The 16,626-nt window shown below is 69.4% G+C and carries 14 protein-coding genes; 7 read left to right on the top strand and 7 right to left on the bottom strand.

Going from position 1 to position 16,626, the window contains the following annotated elements; genetic code table 11:
* Nucleotides 1-76: 76 nt before the first annotated feature.
* Entirely contained in the window at nucleotides 77-1,000 is a 924-nt protein-coding gene (locus tag ACIQU4_RS33900) for an ornithine carbamoyltransferase (protein ID WP_403739002.1), read from the top strand.
* Between the two features lie 18 nt (nucleotides 1,001-1,018).
* Here the strand turns inward: ACIQU4_RS33900 and ACIQU4_RS33895 are convergent, their stop codons facing one another.
* From ACIQU4_RS33895 to ACIQU4_RS33885, 3 genes are all read right to left on the bottom strand, one after another.
* Nucleotides 1,019-2,467, bottom strand: coding sequence for an amidase family protein (locus tag ACIQU4_RS33895; protein ID WP_403739000.1), 1,449 nt, complete (start codon nucleotides 2,465-2,467; stop codon nucleotides 1,019-1,021).
* Nucleotides 2,460-3,227: a thioesterase II family protein gene (locus tag ACIQU4_RS33890; protein WP_403738998.1), complete on the bottom strand. Its 768-nt coding sequence runs from the start codon at nucleotides 3,225-3,227 to the stop codon at nucleotides 2,460-2,462. Before ACIQU4_RS33890 ends, ACIQU4_RS33895 begins: the two co-directional genes overlap by 8 nt.
* Nucleotides 3,228-3,428: 201 nt before the next feature.
* A complete protein-coding gene (locus ACIQU4_RS33885) occupies nucleotides 3,429-5,408 on the bottom strand; it encodes a BTAD domain-containing putative transcriptional regulator (RefSeq protein ID WP_403738995.1) in 1,980 nt (659 codons plus the stop codon).
* Between the two features lie 1,315 nt (nucleotides 5,409-6,723).
* On the opposite strand from ACIQU4_RS33885, the gene ACIQU4_RS33880 reads away from it, so the two are divergent.
* From ACIQU4_RS33880 to ACIQU4_RS33865, 4 genes are all read left to right on the top strand, one after another.
* Nucleotides 6,724-7,182, top strand: coding sequence for a helix-turn-helix domain-containing protein (locus tag ACIQU4_RS33880; RefSeq protein ID WP_403738993.1), 459 nt, complete (start codon nucleotides 6,724-6,726; stop codon nucleotides 7,180-7,182).
* Nucleotides 7,183-7,403: 221 nt separating this feature from the next.
* A complete protein-coding gene (locus ACIQU4_RS33875) occupies nucleotides 7,404-7,775 on the top strand; it encodes a hypothetical protein (RefSeq protein ID WP_403738991.1) in 372 nt (123 codons plus the stop codon).
* A 2-nt stretch (nucleotides 7,776-7,777) separates the two neighbouring features.
* Nucleotides 7,778-8,917: an MAB_1171c family putative transporter gene (locus ACIQU4_RS33870; protein ID WP_403738988.1), complete on the top strand. Its 1,140-nt coding sequence runs from the start codon at nucleotides 7,778-7,780 to the stop codon at nucleotides 8,915-8,917.
* On the top strand, nucleotides 8,914-10,125 hold the full coding sequence (locus tag ACIQU4_RS33865; protein WP_403738985.1) for an amidohydrolase family protein: 1,212 nt from the start codon (nucleotides 8,914-8,916) through the stop codon (nucleotides 10,123-10,125). The genes ACIQU4_RS33870 and ACIQU4_RS33865 overlap by 4 nt, the downstream gene beginning before the upstream one ends.
* 215 nt (nucleotides 10,126-10,340) lie before the next feature.
* On the opposite strand, the gene ACIQU4_RS33860 is transcribed toward ACIQU4_RS33865, so the two are convergent.
* On the bottom strand, nucleotides 10,341-11,672 hold the full coding sequence (locus ACIQU4_RS33860; RefSeq protein ID WP_403738982.1) for a class I SAM-dependent RNA methyltransferase: 1,332 nt from the start codon (nucleotides 11,670-11,672) through the stop codon (nucleotides 10,341-10,343).
* 118 nt (nucleotides 11,673-11,790) lie between these two features.
* The gene (locus ACIQU4_RS33855) at nucleotides 11,791-13,839 is read right to left on the bottom strand and encodes an APC family permease (protein ID WP_403738979.1); all 2,049 of its coding nucleotides are present in this window, start codon (nucleotides 13,837-13,839) and stop codon (nucleotides 11,791-11,793) included.
* Nucleotides 13,840-14,048: 209 nt separating this feature from the next.
* Here ACIQU4_RS33855 and ACIQU4_RS33850 point away from each other — a divergent pair, with 209 nt between their 5' ends.
* A complete protein-coding gene (locus ACIQU4_RS33850; protein ID WP_385582280.1) occupies nucleotides 14,049-14,717 on the top strand; it encodes a potassium channel family protein in 669 nt (222 codons plus the stop codon).
* Nucleotides 14,714-15,376: a TrkA family potassium uptake protein gene (locus ACIQU4_RS33845; protein ID WP_030859497.1), complete on the top strand. Its 663-nt coding sequence runs from the start codon at nucleotides 14,714-14,716 to the stop codon at nucleotides 15,374-15,376. The genes ACIQU4_RS33850 and ACIQU4_RS33845 overlap by 4 nt, the downstream gene beginning before the upstream one ends.
* An 83-nt stretch (nucleotides 15,377-15,459) precedes the next feature.
* Here ACIQU4_RS33845 and ACIQU4_RS33840 read toward each other — a convergent pair whose 3' ends face one another.
* Nucleotides 15,460-16,185, bottom strand: coding sequence for a DUF3159 domain-containing protein (locus ACIQU4_RS33840; RefSeq protein WP_030154362.1), 726 nt, complete (start codon nucleotides 16,183-16,185; stop codon nucleotides 15,460-15,462).
* A gap of 3 nt (nucleotides 16,186-16,188) precedes the next feature.
* Entirely contained in the window at nucleotides 16,189-16,608 is a 420-nt protein-coding gene (locus tag ACIQU4_RS33835; RefSeq protein WP_403738975.1) for an OB-fold nucleic acid binding domain-containing protein, read from the bottom strand.
* Between the last annotated feature and the right edge of the window lie 18 nt (nucleotides 16,609-16,626).

Below are 16,626 nucleotides of genomic sequence, written 5' to 3'. Positions count from 1 at the left end.
CCCGGGCCGGAGTCGATACCGCCCTGATAAACGGCGCCTCTACGCTGCGAAGCCCGCTGAGCACAGGAGTCGCGCAATGGTCCGCAACCACCTCATCTCGTTGGCCGACATCACCGATGCCGACCTGTACCGGATCGTGGACAGAGGAGGCCAGTTCGCCTCCGGGGCGCGGCCGGGCGAGACTCTGGGCGGCGCCGTGGTCGGCGTGTACTTCCGGGCGACTTCGACGCGTACCCGCACGGCGTTCTCCGCGGCAGCCCTGCGCCTGGGCGCACGCCTCATCACGTACGGCCCCCACGACCTCCAGCTCAACACGGGCGAGACCACGGAGGACACCGGGCGGGTCCTGAGCGGCATGCTGGACGCCCTGGTCGCCCGTACGGCGGGCAGCGTCGAGGAGCTGCGCGCCCTGGCCGACCAGGACCGGATGGCCGTGGTGAACGCGATGGGGGCGCAGGAGCACCCCACCCAGGCACTGACCGACCTGACCGCGATGGCCGGACACTTCGGCGATCTGGCGGGGCGCCGCGTGCTCTACATGGGTGAGGGCAACAACACCGCTGCCGCACTGGCGCTCGCCCTTCCGCGCTATCCGGGCACGGAGCTGCACCTGCGGACCCCGGAGGGCTACGGCGTCGACCCGGACATCCTGGTGCGGGCCAAGGAGTATGCCGCTCGGCACGGTTCGACCGTCACCGAGCGGCACGACGCCGTCGACCTCCCCACGGGCCTCGATGTCGTGTACACAACCCGCTGGCAGACCACCGGGACGTCGAAGGCCGACCCGGACTGGCGCAATGCCTTCGTCCCGTTCCGGGTCGATGAGGACGTCATGCGGACCAGCCCGGACGCGGTCTTCATGCACGACCTGCCCGCGCACCGCGGCGAGGAAGTCACCGCCGCGGTGCTGGACGGGCCGCGTTCGATCGCCTTCACCCAGGCCGAGGCGAAAATGCACAGCGCCGCGGCCGTTCTGGAGTGGAGCCTCGGGGCCCTGTAGGGCCCCGGGCGGGACGGGTCACCAGGCGGGCGGGCGGCGGACCGGCCCCGTCCGTTCGAAGGCGTGGGCGAGCCGGAGCAGTACCGGCTCGCTGAACGCCCTGCCGGTGAAGGTGATGCCGACGGGCAGTCCGTCCGACCAGCCGGCCGGCATGCTGATCGCGGGGTAGCCGGCCATACCGGGCGCGAGTGCGGCGCCGTGCGGCTCGGGGTCGCCCTCGACCATGTCGATCGGCCACGGGGGCGGGCAGGTCGGCATGACCAGCGCGTCGAGCCGGTGCTCGTCCATGACGGCGTCGATGCCCTCCGCACCCGCCAGCCGCCGCACGGTCGCCAGCGCCTCGCGGTACCCCGCATCGTCCAGGTCGGGGGTGAAGGCGGCCAGCATCTCCAGGATGTCCTGCTCGAAGTGCTCCAGTTCGATCGCCGCGTTCTCCCGGTTCGCCGCGACCAGGGCGGCGATGGAGCGCGGATGATCGCCCGGCGTCCGGGCGAGGTACTGGCCCAGTGCGTACGCGGTCTCGTTCATCACGACGGTGCCGAAGGCCGGATCGGAAGTGAACCGGTCCGCCGAAGGTATGTCCGTGCCTTCGACGATCACCGCGCCGGCCCGGCTCATGGTCTCCAGGGCGCGCTCGGTGACCTCGTCCGCCGCTTCGCTGTAGCCGAAGAACTCCTTGCGGGGCACGCCGATGCGCGCTCCGCGCAGCCCCTGCGCGTCGAGGAACTGCCGGTAGTCCAGCGTGGGCGCCCCCTGCGTCGCCGCGTCCAGAGGGTCGGGTCCGGCGATCACGGAAAGGACTTCCGCGGCGTCGGCGACGGTCCGGGCCAGGGGGCCGATCGAGTCGAAGCTGGGGATGCCCGGGATCATTCCCGCACGGCTGGTGAGGCCGGTCGTCGGTTTCACCCCGACGAGGCAGTTCGCGGCGGCCGGGCCCAGGATCGACCCGATGGTCTCGGTGCCGAGCGCCACCGCGCACAGGTTCGCCGAGACGCCGACCGCCGAGCCCGAGCTCGATCCGTGCGGCGACCGCTCCGTGTCGTAGGGATTGCGCGTCTGGCCGCCCCGGGCGCTCCACCCCGCCGGCCCGAGGATCCACGAAGTCTTGTTCGCCTTGCCGAGCAGCACGGCACCGGCGGCCCGCAGCCGGGCGGCGACCGTGGCGTCGCGCTCCGGCCGGGAGCCGAGCATCACCGTGGAGCCGCTCGTCGTGTGCATCCGGTCGGCGGTGTCCAGGTTGTCCTTGAGGAGCACGGGGATGCCGTGCAGCGGCCCCCGGACCGGACCGGCGTCCAGCCGTGCGGCCTCCGCCTCCGCGTCCGGGTTCACTTCGATGACCGCGCGCAGTTCCCCGTTGCAGCGCTCGATCCGGTCCAGGTACCAGCGGGTCAGCTGGAGGGCGGTGACCCGCCCGTCGGCGAGCGCCTCCCGCAGCTGTGCCAGGGTCGCTTCGGTCGGATCAAACACGTGACACCGCCGGCAGGAAGGAGAGCTCGCGCAGCAGTGCGGCCTCGTGGTCGGTCAGGTAGAAGTGGCCACCCGGGAAGACGTTGCGCGTGAACGGGCCCGTGGTGGCCTCGGCCCAGGCAGCGACGTCCTCCGGGCGGGCATCGGCGTCGTCCTCGCCGTAGAACGCGTGCACCGGGCAGTCAAGCATCCTCGGCGGGCCGGGCCGGTACGTCGCCACCAGCGAGAAGTCGGACTGGATCGGCGGCAGGACGAGGTCGCGCAGCTCGGGGTTCTCGAAGAGCTGGGCGTCGTACCCACCGAGCCGTTTGACCTCGGCGACCAGGGCATCCTCGCTGTACACGCCGTTCCCGTCACCGCGGCGGGCCGATCCCGGCGGCGCCGAATTCCGGCGTGCGGGCGGCACTTGGCCGGACACCAGCAGTGCGCGCACCGGCACCCGCTGTGCCACCTCGTACGCGATCCACGCGCCCATGCTGTGACCGAACAGCACGAGCGGCCGGTCGAGCAACGGGGTGAGCGCCTCGACGACCGCCTCGACCATCGGCTCCATCCGGTCGATGCAGGGCTCGGTCAGCCGGTCCTGGCGCCCCGGGTAGCGTGCTGCGAGCACCTCCACATCGGACGGCAGCCCGGCGGGCCAGGTGCGGAACGCGCTCGGGCCACCACCGGCATGCGCGAAGCACACCAGGCGGACCCGGGGCCGTTCCACCGGCCGGTACCGCCTCAACCACTGGTCAGCCTGCTGAATGGCAGTCATGGTGTTCCTCCGTAGGAACGTTCACGTTCTTGTTCTCGTTTTGGTCGGCGGCAGACCGACCCGCCTGCGCGGCGCGTACGGCGGTGTGGTGAACCACCGTCGTCCCGGAGGACAACGAGCACGGCCCAGACACACGTCCACTGATCACGTGGTGTGCGCCTGGGCCGCGACAAGGATCCGAACGCGCCCGGCAGTGTGCCGTCAGCAGACGCTACGGAGGGCCGGTATCGGTGCGCTATCGCCCGTGTCCGCCGAGGCGGCCATCACCCGTTCCAGCGCCGCCCCGCGCTGGGCGGCGTCCTCCACGGCATGGACGGTCTCCTCGGCGTGCAGGGCCAGCAGACTTGGCAGGCGGTAACGGAACCAACCGTCCGTTCCCGCGTCCGTGACCTCGAGCAACGTGGCGTCCACGAGCTCCTCGAGAAGCCCCTGGGCGTCCATCGGATCGGTGTCGAGGAGCGCTTGGGCCGCCCAGACCGGTATCCGTTCCCCGTCGATGAGCCCGAGCCGGACGTACAGCTCCGCGGCCGCCGGCGGGAGCGCGCCGTAGCCGCTGAGCAAGGCCGTCCGCAACGTGGGAGCGCCGGTGTAGAGCTCCTCCAGCCGGTGCCGGGGGTCGCTGAGACGGGCCAGCAGATGAGGCAGACGCCAATGGGGTTTGGCGACGAGCCGGGCAGCGGCTGCGGACAGGGCGAGCGGCAAGTAGTCGCACAGTGCGGCAAGCTCGTTCGCCGCGGCGAGGCCGCCCTCCTCGACGGTTCCGTCGGACACCAGGAAGCCGAGCAGCGCCACGGCCTCTGCGGGCCTCAACTCACGCAGCCTCAACCGGACCTGCGCTGCGATCGCGAGTACCCGGCAACTCGTCAGGAGGAAGCAGCAGCTTCCCGCCACGGGCACCAGCTCGTGCGCGGCGGTGTCGTCGGGGACGCCGTCGAGGATCACCAGCATCCGCCGGTCCTCGACCCGCCGGTGGAATTCCTTGAGCCGGTCCTGGTGACTCTTGGGAATCTGGGCGTCCGACATGCCCAGGGCCCGCAGGAGAACGGTGGGGGCATCGGCGATGTCGGTCCGTTTGAGATCGACGTAGAGCTGCCCGTCGGGAAACGCTTCGGCGGCCCCGCGTGCCCAGTGCAGCGCCAGCGCGGTCTTGCCGATGCCGGGACGGCCTACGAGCAGGCCGATGGCCGAGGCTCCTCCGCGGGCCCGGCGGAGCAAGGTGTCGAGAGCGTTGAGCTCGCGATCCCGCCCGACGAATGACACAGCCCCCGGCGGGAGTTCGGGCAGCGCGGTGCCGGCGCTCAGCGGCCCGGGAGTGTCGGAGGCCGGCATCAGTCCGGAGGTCTCCTGGAGGATGGCCGTGTGCAGGTCCTGGAGGACGCGGCCGGGTTCCAGTCCGATCTCCTCGCGGAAGACCCGCTGTGCCTGGCGGAAGAGACTGAGGGCCTCCGACCGGTGGCCCGACCGGTAGTGGGCGAGCATGAGCGCGGCCCGCGCCTGCTCCCACAGCGGCTGGTCAGACACAAGGGTGGTCAGTTCAGCAATGATTTCGCGGTGCCGGCCGAGCTGCAGCTGCAAGGTCGCGTACTGCTCGTACGCGGTAAGCCGCCGGTGCTCGAGCAGAGCGGCCTCCGTCTCGATGACGGGGCTCGAGATGTCCGTCAGAACCGGACCCCGCCACAGTGCGAGAGCCTGGCCCAGCAGGTCGGCCGATGCGCCGGTGTCCCCGCGCTGGGCAAGCGTCTGCGCGGCTTCCACGCCGGAGGCGAACCGTACCGAGTCGACCCGGTGCCCGCCTCTGCGCAGCAGGTAACCGGGGGCGGCTGTGACGATCACCTTCTCGGTGCACCCTGCGGCTTGAAACGCCTTGCGCAGGCTGGCGACGCATATGGCGATCTGGGTGCGACTGGTCGCCGGCGGACGCCCGTTCCACACTGCCTCGACCAGCTGGTCGATCGACACGACCCGGTCCGGCGCGAGCAGAAGCATCGCCAGAACGATCCGTTGCCTCGGTCCGCCGATTTCCACCCTCCGTGACCCGGCCCAGACTTCAAGCGGACCGAGGACGCGGAAATCGAAGTGTTCCTCGTCCAGGACGTTGTCGCCCTGTTCCCGTGGGTAGAGCGGACCCGCGGCATTCCCACGCCCCGAGACCGGCAGTAAAGCGGTCATTGCTTGCAACATTAACTGAATCCCCGTTTTTATTGACTTTTGAATCCCAAGAATGCATTCACGGCCAACGATCACACCGGCCGCAGTTAATGACGGCAGCCCCCTTCCCGAAAACGGCACCCGGCCGTAACCAGGGTGACCTCGGATTGCAGCTCGTGACGTTATGACGCGCCGTCACACAGCTTAAAATACATAGGCGTTGTGTGGATGTTGCCGCACCGAACGGCTCCGGGGACGGTAACTACTGGACAGCCAAAGGGCCCTCAGCGGGATGGTGGTGTGGAGACGCCATACCGGGCTTGCCCGGCGGGATGCGCTGGAGCGGCATGGGGCGCCTTGCCCACATGGAGGCATCGCCGGTGCCGGGCACACTACGTAGGCCCCCGTAGCCCACGCCTGGCGCGCCCGACTAATCTCAGCCAATCTCCGTGAGCCTTACACGCACACAACTGGGTGTCAACTGAGGTTAATCCTGGACACATAGGAGGTCGCTTGGCGGCAGAAACTCTCGGCGATCGACTGAACACGATCTTCGAGAGCGTGCATCCACCAGGCCGCGGCCCGTACTCGAACAGGTTGGTCGCCGAATTGGCTGCGCGAAAGCGGGGTGCGGCGTGCGGCCACGCGGGCCGCCGAGCTGTCGCCGCAGAGCATGGGGCAGTTCCCGGCAGCCATCGAGCACCTTCGTGAGAAAGAACACCTGTCTCCCGACCCGGCCGACAAGGCCACGGATGAGAACCCGTGAGGCGTCGCTCCACCACGCGGCGCACCGGCCGCCATCGCCAAAGGGCGCGGTCTGCAAGCATCCAGGGCCGCCAGGAAGGGTGGAGATGCTGCCGGGCGCCTTCCTGCGCCGCCTCACCGCGGTTTCGGGATCAGTCGGCCGACGAGCCGGCCACCGCGAAGTCGGCCGAACCCGTCCGCAGCCGCCCCGATCGCGTACCGACCGCTCCGCCACCGCCGATGCACGGGCGGCCCCTTCGATACCGGCGCCGCCGGCGGGTGGTCGGAACACCTGAGGTTCTCTGCCACCGAGTTGGACGACACGGTGCAGATCCGGCACCCGCTCGGGCGTCCTTGATCCCAGTCGCATGACGACGCGCCTCCCCCTGTGCCTGAGGATGGAAGGGACCACCGGCGAGCGAGCCGAAGAGCACAGAACCGACTCGACTCAGGTGAAGACCCAGTGAGCTGCGGATCTACACACCAGTGGAAAACTTGTCTGCGGGGACGATAACTTGATGGGCGTCTCCCCTTCAACTCATGTGACAAGACTGGCACGATCACTGTTGACACAGGTGGAGATCGGAGAGGGTCGGAGGGATCCATGGTCGACACAGCAGGGCAGAGCCTGGCCGACAGGCTGAACCACCTCTTCGCAAGGGTCAGGCCCGATCTCCATCACGAGTACAGCAACGAGCACGTCGCCGCGGCGATCCGGCGCTCGGACGCCGGCGTCTCCATCTCCCAGAGCTACATCTGGCAACTCCGCAACGGCCGGAAGAGCAACCCGACGCTCATGCACCTTCAGGCATTGGCCGGGTTCTTCGGCGTGCCGACCGCGTACTTCGTCGAGGACGAGGCAGCGGACCGGATCACGGAACAGCTGGAGCTCCTCGCCTCCGAGCAAGCCCGCCTGCACGAGGCGTCCCAGGGCAACGATGTGAAACTGATGGCCATGCGAGCCGGTCAGCTGTCGCCGGAGCATCGGAAGCAGGTGATGGATCTGCTCGATGTCGTCTATCGCCTGGAGCAGGCGGAAGGGACAATGCGGCCGGGTGATTGACTGGTTCTCTTCTGGCTGCCCGCAGAACCGCGGCGCTGGATGAGACAGCACCATGGCACCACGAGCGGAGAGACACCTTGAAAGAGCGAAAGCTAAGGCGCCGATGCAGGCACACTCTCCGGTCCCTCGGAATCCAGCCGCCACTCCATGTGCCGTCCTTTTGCCAGGCTTTGGGAGAGCATCGGGGCCGCGCCATCCGGCTGATCGACTACCCCCTGCCCGTGCCCGGACCGTACGGCGTGTGGATCGCCAGCAAATCGGCGGACTACGTGTTCTACCAGAGGGAGACCAGCAAGGCCCATCAGGATCACATCATCCTGCATGAGGTCGGTCACATTCTGGCGGGCCATCAGAGTGACGAAATGGACGACGAGTTCTGGCAGTCGATGGCTCCGGATCTGTCCGTCGACGTCATCAGGCGAGCGCTCCGGCGAACCTCGTACGACGACGAGCGGGAACGGGAAGCCGAACTGGTCGCCACCATAATCCTGGAGTGGGCCTCCGTACTGAACCGCGTGAGCCCGAGAACGACGGACGACCAATCAACCATGCGAATCAATTCCGCACTGGGTGACAGGATGGGTTGGCTATAGCCATGGCGCTGTCCTCACTCCTGGGAGGAATCCTCCTCCTCGCGCTTGCCTGGAAGATCAGTCAGCTGGTCAAGGCACCCTCCGACAGAGTCCTCCGGTCGGTGACGCTGTGCATCGTCTGCGCTGCGTTGTCATTCCTTCTGGGCCTCAAGTCAGGCGCACGGTACGTCGACTCACTGACCGGGGACGGACTCGCGAAGCTGCTGCAAAACGCACTGCTTCTCGTCCTCGTCTACCTCCTGCAGTGCGTCTTCCTCTACGCGGCATCGGATCGCACCGCGGGCAGCAAGCGCGCAGGGTGGGAACTGGTACCCCTGACCTCCGCCATCGGCATCGCCACATGGGCCATGGCCATCACACCGGAGACAGAACGCGCCCATACGTACGCGACGGCGAACATGCGCGAGCCGGGAGTCGCGCTCTTCTACCTCGCGGCGGGTCTGTACCTCGTCTACGGGCTGGCCTTGGCACTGTGGTGGACGCTGCGCTACATACGGGTGTCGCACAAGCCTCTGCGCACCGGATTGCAGCTGGTGGCGGCCGCGTTGACCATCATGGTGCTGATGGGGTCGCTTCGCGAGGCGCTCACCGTGACCCGCTGGGCCGGCGAATCCGTACCGGCGGCCCTCATAGTGGGAGCGAAGCTGCTCTTGGACATCGCGATCCCGCTCTTCGTCGCGGGAATCCTCTATCCCGCGGCCGCCACCCGGTGGACGACCGTTCGCCTGTGGGCGCATCGTCGTCGGATGTACCAGCGGCTGACCCCCTTGTGGACGGCGCTGCACGAAGCCTTCCCGGAGGACTCGCTCCATCGCACTCCGGCAGGAGGCTGGCGCGACACGCTGCGCGTCCGCAGGATCCACCGCCGGTACTACCGGCGCGCGATCGAGTGCCGGGACGGACTCGTACGCATCAGTCCTTATCTCGCAGAGCTGGAGGCTCCGACGGAGCCCTCGGCCCCGCTTCCACCCGGACGGGCGGCGGTGCATCTTCACGAGGCACTGGCCGCGTACACGGCGGGAGCCCCAGTACCCGGACGAGCCATTGCCGTGGCCCTGCCCGGAGGAAACGATCTCGACGACGACGTGAGGCAGCTCGTGGCGCTCTCGGACGCGCTACGGGCCCGGCAGGAAGGCGCATGATGCACGCTGTGGTATCGGCAGAACGGATGGTCTCCGGCCCCGGAGGGAGGGTCGTCCTCGATGCCGCCGTGCTCGTCCGACGCGGTGTGATCGTGGCCGCCGGACCGCGCAAGGAGGTCGAGGCACAGGCCGAACCCGCAGTCCGCCGTGTTCACTTTCCCCATGGCACGATGCTGCCCGGGCTCATCGACGCCCACGTCCACCTCGCGCTCGACGCCGGTCCCGATCCCGTGGAGAGCCTGCAGACCTCGTCCGACGCCGAACTGTATGCCGGGATGGCGATGCGCGCGGAGCAACTCCTCGCCACAGGCGTGACGACCGTACGCGATCTCGGCGACCGGGGAGGGCTGGCCGTCCGCCTGCGGGACGAGATCGCCGACGGGCGGCTGCCCGGTCCGCGCGTCCTCGCCGCCGGGACGCCGCTGACCGCGCCCGGCGGGCACTGCTGGTTCCTCGGCGGAGAGGTCGAAGGCGAAGCCGCGATTCGCGCCATGGTGCGCCGCAATGCGGAGAGCGGCGCCGACCTCATCAAGGTGATGGCCACTGGAGGCGGGATCACCAAGGGCGGCCCGCCCGTCTGGCAGTCCCAGTTCACTCCGCGGGAGATGCGCGCCATCGTGGAGGAGGCCCACAGCGCCGGGCTGCCGGTGGCCGCCCACGCACATGGCACGGAGGGCATCTCGGCCGCCGTGGCGGCCGGGGTCGACAGCATCGAGCACTGCACGTGGATGGCGAGGGACGGGTTCGACGTACGCGGGGACCTGGTGGCCGCCATCGCAGGCCGGGGCATAGCGGTCTGCCCCGCGGCGAGTCCCGACTGGAAGGGCTTCGCGGCGCGCTTCGGCCCGGAGCGGGCCGAGGAGATGTTCCAGCGGATCCGGTGGATGGCCGAGAGCGGAGTGCGGCTGCTGCCCGGGACGGATGCCGGTGTGCCGCGCGCCGTGTTCGACGGCTTCGTCTCCAGCCTGGAGTTCTTCGAGCACATCGGGATGACACCCGCCGAGATCATCGACCTCGCCACGGCCGGCGCGGCCGAGGCCATGCGCCTCGCCGGCGACACCGGACGGCTCGCCCCCGGGCACCGCGCCGACCTGCTCGTCGTGGACGGCGACCCGCTGACCGACCTGGCCGCCCTGCGCTCGGTCCGCCTGGTCCTGGCCGCAGGCCGCCCGTACACCCCGGGAGCTGCGCCTTCTCTCCCGTCCTGAGCGGTGGGTGACCCCGGTGTGAGCCGGCCCCTGACAGGGCACTGCTGTGCTGGTGCGCCCGGTGCCACACGGCCGAAGCCTGCGCAGCGCCTCGGCGAGCCCAGCCGTCCCGTCAACGTCGGCGGTCCCGGAACGGCGGCCCGGCGCGGCACGGCGCGGCCTGTGGGTCACCGTGGCTTCGACCAGCCTCCTTCTCGATCACCCAAAACCGCGGATCAGGCGTCGTCGCGGATGGGCTCCAGGATCGCCACGCACTCCACGTGGTGGGTCATCGGGAACAGGTCGAAGACGCGCAGGGTGCGGACCTTGTAGCCGTTCTCCTTGAAGTAGCCCAGGTCGCGGGCCAGGGCCGCCGGGTCGCAGGCGACGTAGGCGATGCGGCGGGGGGTGAGGCCGGCCACCTGGCGGACCGTCTGCTTGCCCGCGCCCGCGCGCGGCGGGTCCAGGACGACCAGGTCGCACTCGGTGATGCCGGTCTTCGGGAGGACCGACTCGACCTTGCCCTGCTCGATGCGGACCCGGGGGAAGTCCGCCAGGTTGTGCCGGGCGTCCTCGACCGCGCGCTTGGTGGACTCGATGCCGAGCACCGCGCCCGTCTCGCCCAGGCGTTCGGCCAGGGCGCCCGCGAAGATGCCGACGCCGCAGTAGAGGTCGAGGGCCATCTCGCCCTTGCGCGGCATCAGGCCCTGCATGACCGCCTTGATCAGGGTGTCGGCGGCCTGCGGGTGGACCTGCCAGAAGCCGCCCATGCCGACGCGGTACGTACGGCCGTCCGCGCGCTCCCGTACGAAGGGGCGGCCGTGGACCCGGTGGACCCCGCCGTCCTTCTCCTCGACCCGCAGGACCGATACCGGCTTGTCCAGCTCCACGAGCGGGAGGCGCCCGCCCGGGCGCGGGGTCAGGACGACCTGGCGGTCCTGGGAGCCGGTCGCGGCGATCGCCTCGACCGTGGCCATCTGGGGCCAGTCCTGCTTCTCGATGCCCAGCTCGCTGACGCCCGGCGCCGCGATCATGCAGTGGTCGACCGGCTCGATGTCGTGCGAGCGGTGCTTGCGCAGACCCGCGCGCCCGTCCTCGTCGATCGCGTACTGGACGCGGGTGCGCCACTGCGGGACCTGCCCGGCCGGCAGCTTGTCGCCCTCGGCCGGCATGACCGTGCCGTCCCAGCCGGCCTCCTCCGGGGTGAGCCCGGCGAGCCGCAGCAGCTGCTCGGCGACGACCTCGCCCTTGAGCCGGCGCTGGGCGCCCGGCTTGGCGTGCTGCCAGTCGCAGCCGCCGCACTTGCCGGGGCCGGCGTACGGGCACGGGGCCTCGACCCGGTCCTTGGAGGCGTCGAGGACGGTGATCGCGTCGGCGCGCAGGAAGCGGGAGTCCGACTCGCCCTCGGTGACCTTGGCGATCACCTTCTCCCCCGGGAGGGCGTGGCGGACGAAGAGGACACGGCCCTCGGCGGTGCGGGCGATGCAGTGCCCGCCGTGTGCGACGGGGCCGACCTCGACCTCGTACTGCTCCCCGACCAAGGACTGCTTCTCGTTCTGCTCGGTCATGGTGGGGAGACTCCAAAACATAAATGGGAACGGCCGGACGACCGACCCACCAGTTTACGTGGATCTCGTCCGGCCGTTCGCCACACCGACAGCAGCGACAGCACCGACAGCAGCGGCGCTACTTCCCCGCGCGGTCCTTCGGGCGCTGGGTGTCCACCGGTCCGCGGCGCACCGCGCCCGGGGCGTTCCACTCCTGCCGCTTCTTCGCCCGCCTCTTCGCGAGCTCCGAGGACTCCAGCTGGTAGGGCACCGAGGTGACCATCACGCCGGGGGTGAACAGCAGGCGGCCCTTGAGCCGCAGCGCGCTCTGGTTGTGCAGCAGGTGCTCGTACCAGCGGCCGACGACGTACTCCGGGATGTACACGCTGACGGCGTCGCGCGGGTTCTCGCTGCGCAGGCCCTTCACGTACTCGACCACCGGGCGGGTGATCTCGCGGTACGGGGAGTCGAGGATCTTGAGCGGTACGTTGATCCCGCGCCGCTCCCACTCCTCCTTCAGCGCCTTCGTCTCGACCGCGTCGACGCTGATGCTGAGCGCTTCCAGGGTGTCCGAGCGGGTCAGCTTCGCGAAGGCGAGCGCGCGCAGCGTGGGCTTGTGCACCTTGGAGACCAGGACGATGGAGTGGACCCGGGAGGGCCGCACGCTGTCGTCGCTGGGGCCCTCGGCGGCGGCGATCTCGGCGGCGACCCGGTCGTAGTGCTTCCGGATCGCGGTCATCGTGCCGTAGAAGATCACCATGCCCAGCAGGGCGACCCAGGCGCCGTGCGTGAACTTGGTGGCCAGGACGACGACGAGCACCAGGCCGGTGAAGATCGCGCCGAAGGTGTTGATCGCCCGGGAGCGGTGCATACGGCGCCGCGCGGCCTGGTCCTTCTCGGTCCGCAGGTGGCGGTTCCAGTGCCGGACCATGCCGATCTGACTCAGCGTGAAGGAGACGAACACACCGACGATGTAGAGCTGGATCAGCTTGGTGGAGTCGGCGTCGTAGATCCACACGAGGAGGATCGCCGCGCCCGCGAGCAGCACGATGCCGTTCGAGAAGGCGAGCCGGTCACCGCGGGTGTGCAGCTGGCGCGGCAGGTAGCGGTCCTGCGCGAGGATCGAGCCGAGCAGCGGGAAGCCGTTGTACGCGGTGTTGGCGGCCAGGAACAGCACGAGCGCGGTGGCGGTCGCCAGGACGATGAACAGGAAGCTGCCGTTGCCGAAGACGGCCTCGGCCACCTGGGAGATCACCGGGTGCTGGACGAACTCGGGGCCGACGGGGACGCCGTTGTCCAGCAGGTTGGTGGCGGGCTCCTCGGCCATCCTCACGTCGGTGGCCATGGCCAGGCCGATGATGCCGCAGAACATGGTGACCGCCAGGCCGCCCATCAGGGCGAGGGTGGTGGCCGCGTTCTTGCTCTTGGGCTTGCGGAAGGCGGGAACGCCGTTGCTGATCGCCTCGACGCCGGTCAGGGCGGCACATCCGGAGGAGAAGGCCCGCAGCAGCAGGAAGACCAGCGCGAAGCCGGCCAGCCCCTGGTGCTCGGCCTTGATCTCCAGATGGGCCGTCGGGGCCTGCATGGTGTCGCCGGCGACGAGGCCGCGCCAGGCGCCCCAGGCGATCATCACGAAGACGGCGCCGACGAACACGTACGTCGGAATGGCGAAGAGCTTCCCGGATTCCTTCACACCGCGCAGATTCATCAGCGTGAGCACCAGAATCATGATCACCGCGGAGAGCACCTTGTGCTCGATGACGAAATCCACGGCGGAGCCGAGATTCTCGACCCCGGAGGAGATCGACACGGCGACGGTCAGGACGTAGTCGACGAGCAGCGCGCTCGCGACGGTGAGTCCGGCCTTCGGCCCGAGATTGGTGTTGGCGACCTCGTAGTCACCGCCGCCGCTGGGGTACGCGTGGACGTTCTGGCGGTACGAGGCGACCACGGTGAACATCAGCACCACGACCGCGAGGGCGATCCAGGGGCTGAAGTGGTACGCCGACACACCCGCGATCGACAGGACCAGCAGGACTTCGCCGGGGGCATATGCCACCGAGGAGAGCGGGTCGGATGCGAACACGGGTAGGGCGATCCGCTTGGGGAGGAGCGTTTCCCCGAGGCGGTCGCTGCGTAGCGCCCGGCCGATCAGGATCCGTTTGGGCACGTCGGTCAGTTTGGACACGCAGAGGATCGTAAGCGTTCGAAATCCGGCTGACGAACCCCCCGCCCGTATTACAGGGCAATGACACCCGCATTGAGACCCCGTGTGCGCTGCAAAGGTCACATGGTGGACCGCCCGTGTGTAGCTTGGGCCATGGTCTGAGACCCTGTGAAGCCAGAGCATGCAATGAGGCTGGGAACCAGCGAGCGCTGACAGCCGGAAGGACGGCCGTGCACATCGTCATTATGGGCTGCGGAAGAGTGGGCTCCGCCCTCGCGCAGACCTTGGAACAGCAGGGGCATACGGTCGCTGTCGTCGACCAGGACCCCACCGCATTCCGCCGGCTGGGAGCCGGATTCGGCGGGCGCCGCGTCACCGGGGTCGGCTTCGACCAGGACACGCTGCGCGAGGCCGGGATCGAGGAAGCGGGCGCCTTCGCAGCAGTCAGCAGTGGTGACAATTCCAACATCATCGCCGCCCGCGTGGCACGCGAGATGTTCGGTGTCGAAAACGTCGCCGCCCGCATCTACGACCCCAAGCGCGCCGAGGTCTACCAGCGCCTGGGCATCCCCACCGTCGCGACCGTACGGTGGACCGCCGACCAGATGCTGCGCCGGCTGCTGCCGTCCGGGGCCGAGCCGCTGTGGCGCGACCCGAGCGGCGGGGTCCAGCTCGCGGAGGTGCACACCTCCGCCGCCTGGATCGGGCACAAGGTCAGCCAGCTGCAGGAGGAGACCGGCGTCCGCGTGGCGTTCCTCACCCGGCTGGGCGAGGCCATGCTGCCGACGTCCCAGACGGTGCTGCAGGAGGGCGACCTCGTCCACGTGATGATGCGTACGGACGAGATCGACAAGGTCGAGGCGTCCTTCGCCGAAGGCCCCGAGGAGGCACACGCATGAGGGTCGCGATCGCCGGAGCCGGCGCGGTGGGCCGTTCCATCGCGGGCGAGCTGCTGGAGAACGGGCACGAGGTGCTCCTCGTGGACAAGGCGCCGACCGCCATCTCCGTGGAGCGCGTGCCGCAGGCCGAGTGGCTGCTGGCCGACGCCTGCGAGATCACCTCGCTCGACGAGGCCGCGCTGCAGCGCTGCAACGTGGTCATCGCGGCCACGGGCGACGACAAGGTCAACCTGGTCGTCTCCCTGCTCGCCAAGACCGAGTACGGGGTCCCCCGGGTCGTGGCGCGGGTCAACAACCCGAAGAACGAGTGGCTCTTCAACGAGTCCTGGGGCGTCGACGTCGCGGTCTCCACGCCGCGTCTGATGTCGGCCCTGGTCGAGGAGGCCGTCAGCGTCGGCGACCTGGTGCGGCTGCTCCGCTTCAGCCACGGCGACGCCAACCTCGTCGAGCTGACCCTGCCCGCCGACTCCTCGGTCGCCGGCACCCAGATCAGCGAGATCACCTGGCCCGAGGACACCTCGCTGGTCACGATCATCCGCGGCAACCGGGTCCTCACCCCGCACGGGGAGGAGACCCTGGAGCCGGGCGACGAACTGCTCTTCGTGGCCGCCCAGGCCCGCGAGGAACAGCTGGAGGACCTCCTCCAGGCGCGCCACTGACGGCCCGCAACCCACGGGACATGTGAGAGGGCGGGCAGCCGGTCGGCTGCCCGCCCTCTCACATGTCCCGTGTACCCGTCCCGCTACTTGGCCCCGGCCTTGCGGGCCTTCTCCGCGGCCTCCTCGGCCTCCCACTCCGCGATCACGTCGATCGGCGGCGGCGCCTTCGCCAGGAACACCCACGTGAAGTACACCGCGAGCACCATCGGCGGCAGCTTCAGGGCGATCAGCACCCAGCCCAGCTGCGTCGCGTCCCCCCACCAGTACAGCGGGAAGAGGATCGCGTACTTCGCCAGGAAGATGAGCCCCCAGGCCAGACTGGCCTTGGTGTACGCCTTCTTCCGCCCGGGGTTGCGCGTCCGCCAGGACAGGTTCTCCTTGAACACCGGCCCCAGGATCACGCCCAGCAGCGGGAACCCGACCAGCGCGGACAGCGTGAAGGCCACGCCCAGCCCGGCGCCGTAGATCATGCCGGGCAGGTAGAAGCCCTTGGCGGTACCGGTGAACAGGGCGAAGGCCACGCCGACGCCCACGCCGAAGACCCCGCTGAACGCGTGCTTGACGGTGTCCTTGCGCAGCAGCCGCACGATCACGAGCAGGACGGCGACCGCGCCCGCCGCGAAGGCGGACATCTTCACGTCCTTGTTGATCGTGTAGATCATCACGAAGAGCAGGCCGGGGAGCATCGTCTCCACGGTGCCCCGCACGCCTCCGAAGGCGTCGAAGAGCGCCGCCTGCGTGACGGCCTTCTGGTCCGCGGACGGTTCGCCCGCGGGATCCGGGGTGATCGGTTTGTCGAGTGACGTCACCGGCTACTGCTCCTGTCCGAGCGGTCGGAGTTCGTACTTCGGATTGAAGAGGACCCGGCGGCCGTGGCTCATCGCGACCCGCCCGGAGGCGATCATGCGCCGCCCCGGTTCGATTCCCACGATCGAGCGACGCCCGAGCCAGACCACGTCCAGCGCCGCCGAGCCGTCGAAGAGCTCCGCCTCCAGGGCGGGCACCCCGGCGCGCGGCCGGAGGGTGACGGTACGCAGGGTTCCCGTCACCTTGACTATCTGGCGGTCGTGGGAGTCGCAGATCCGCGTGCACCCCGCGGCTTCTGCGGCCTCCTGCAGTTCCGCCGAATGCAGCTCCTCCTGCGAGGTGGACAGCCGCTCTATCATCCGCCGGAACCGGCCCGCCGGCCTGACCGGCTTGGCGGACTTCTCGGGACGCGGTTCAGCACTCATACAGGAAGCGTACCGGCG

Source organism: Streptomyces sp. NPDC090741, from assembly GCF_044769045.1.
Lineage (GTDB): Bacteria > Actinomycetota > Actinomycetes > Streptomycetales > Streptomycetaceae > Streptomyces.
Note: the sequence above shows the minus strand (reverse complement) of the source record. Positions and strands in the feature narration are given on the sequence as shown.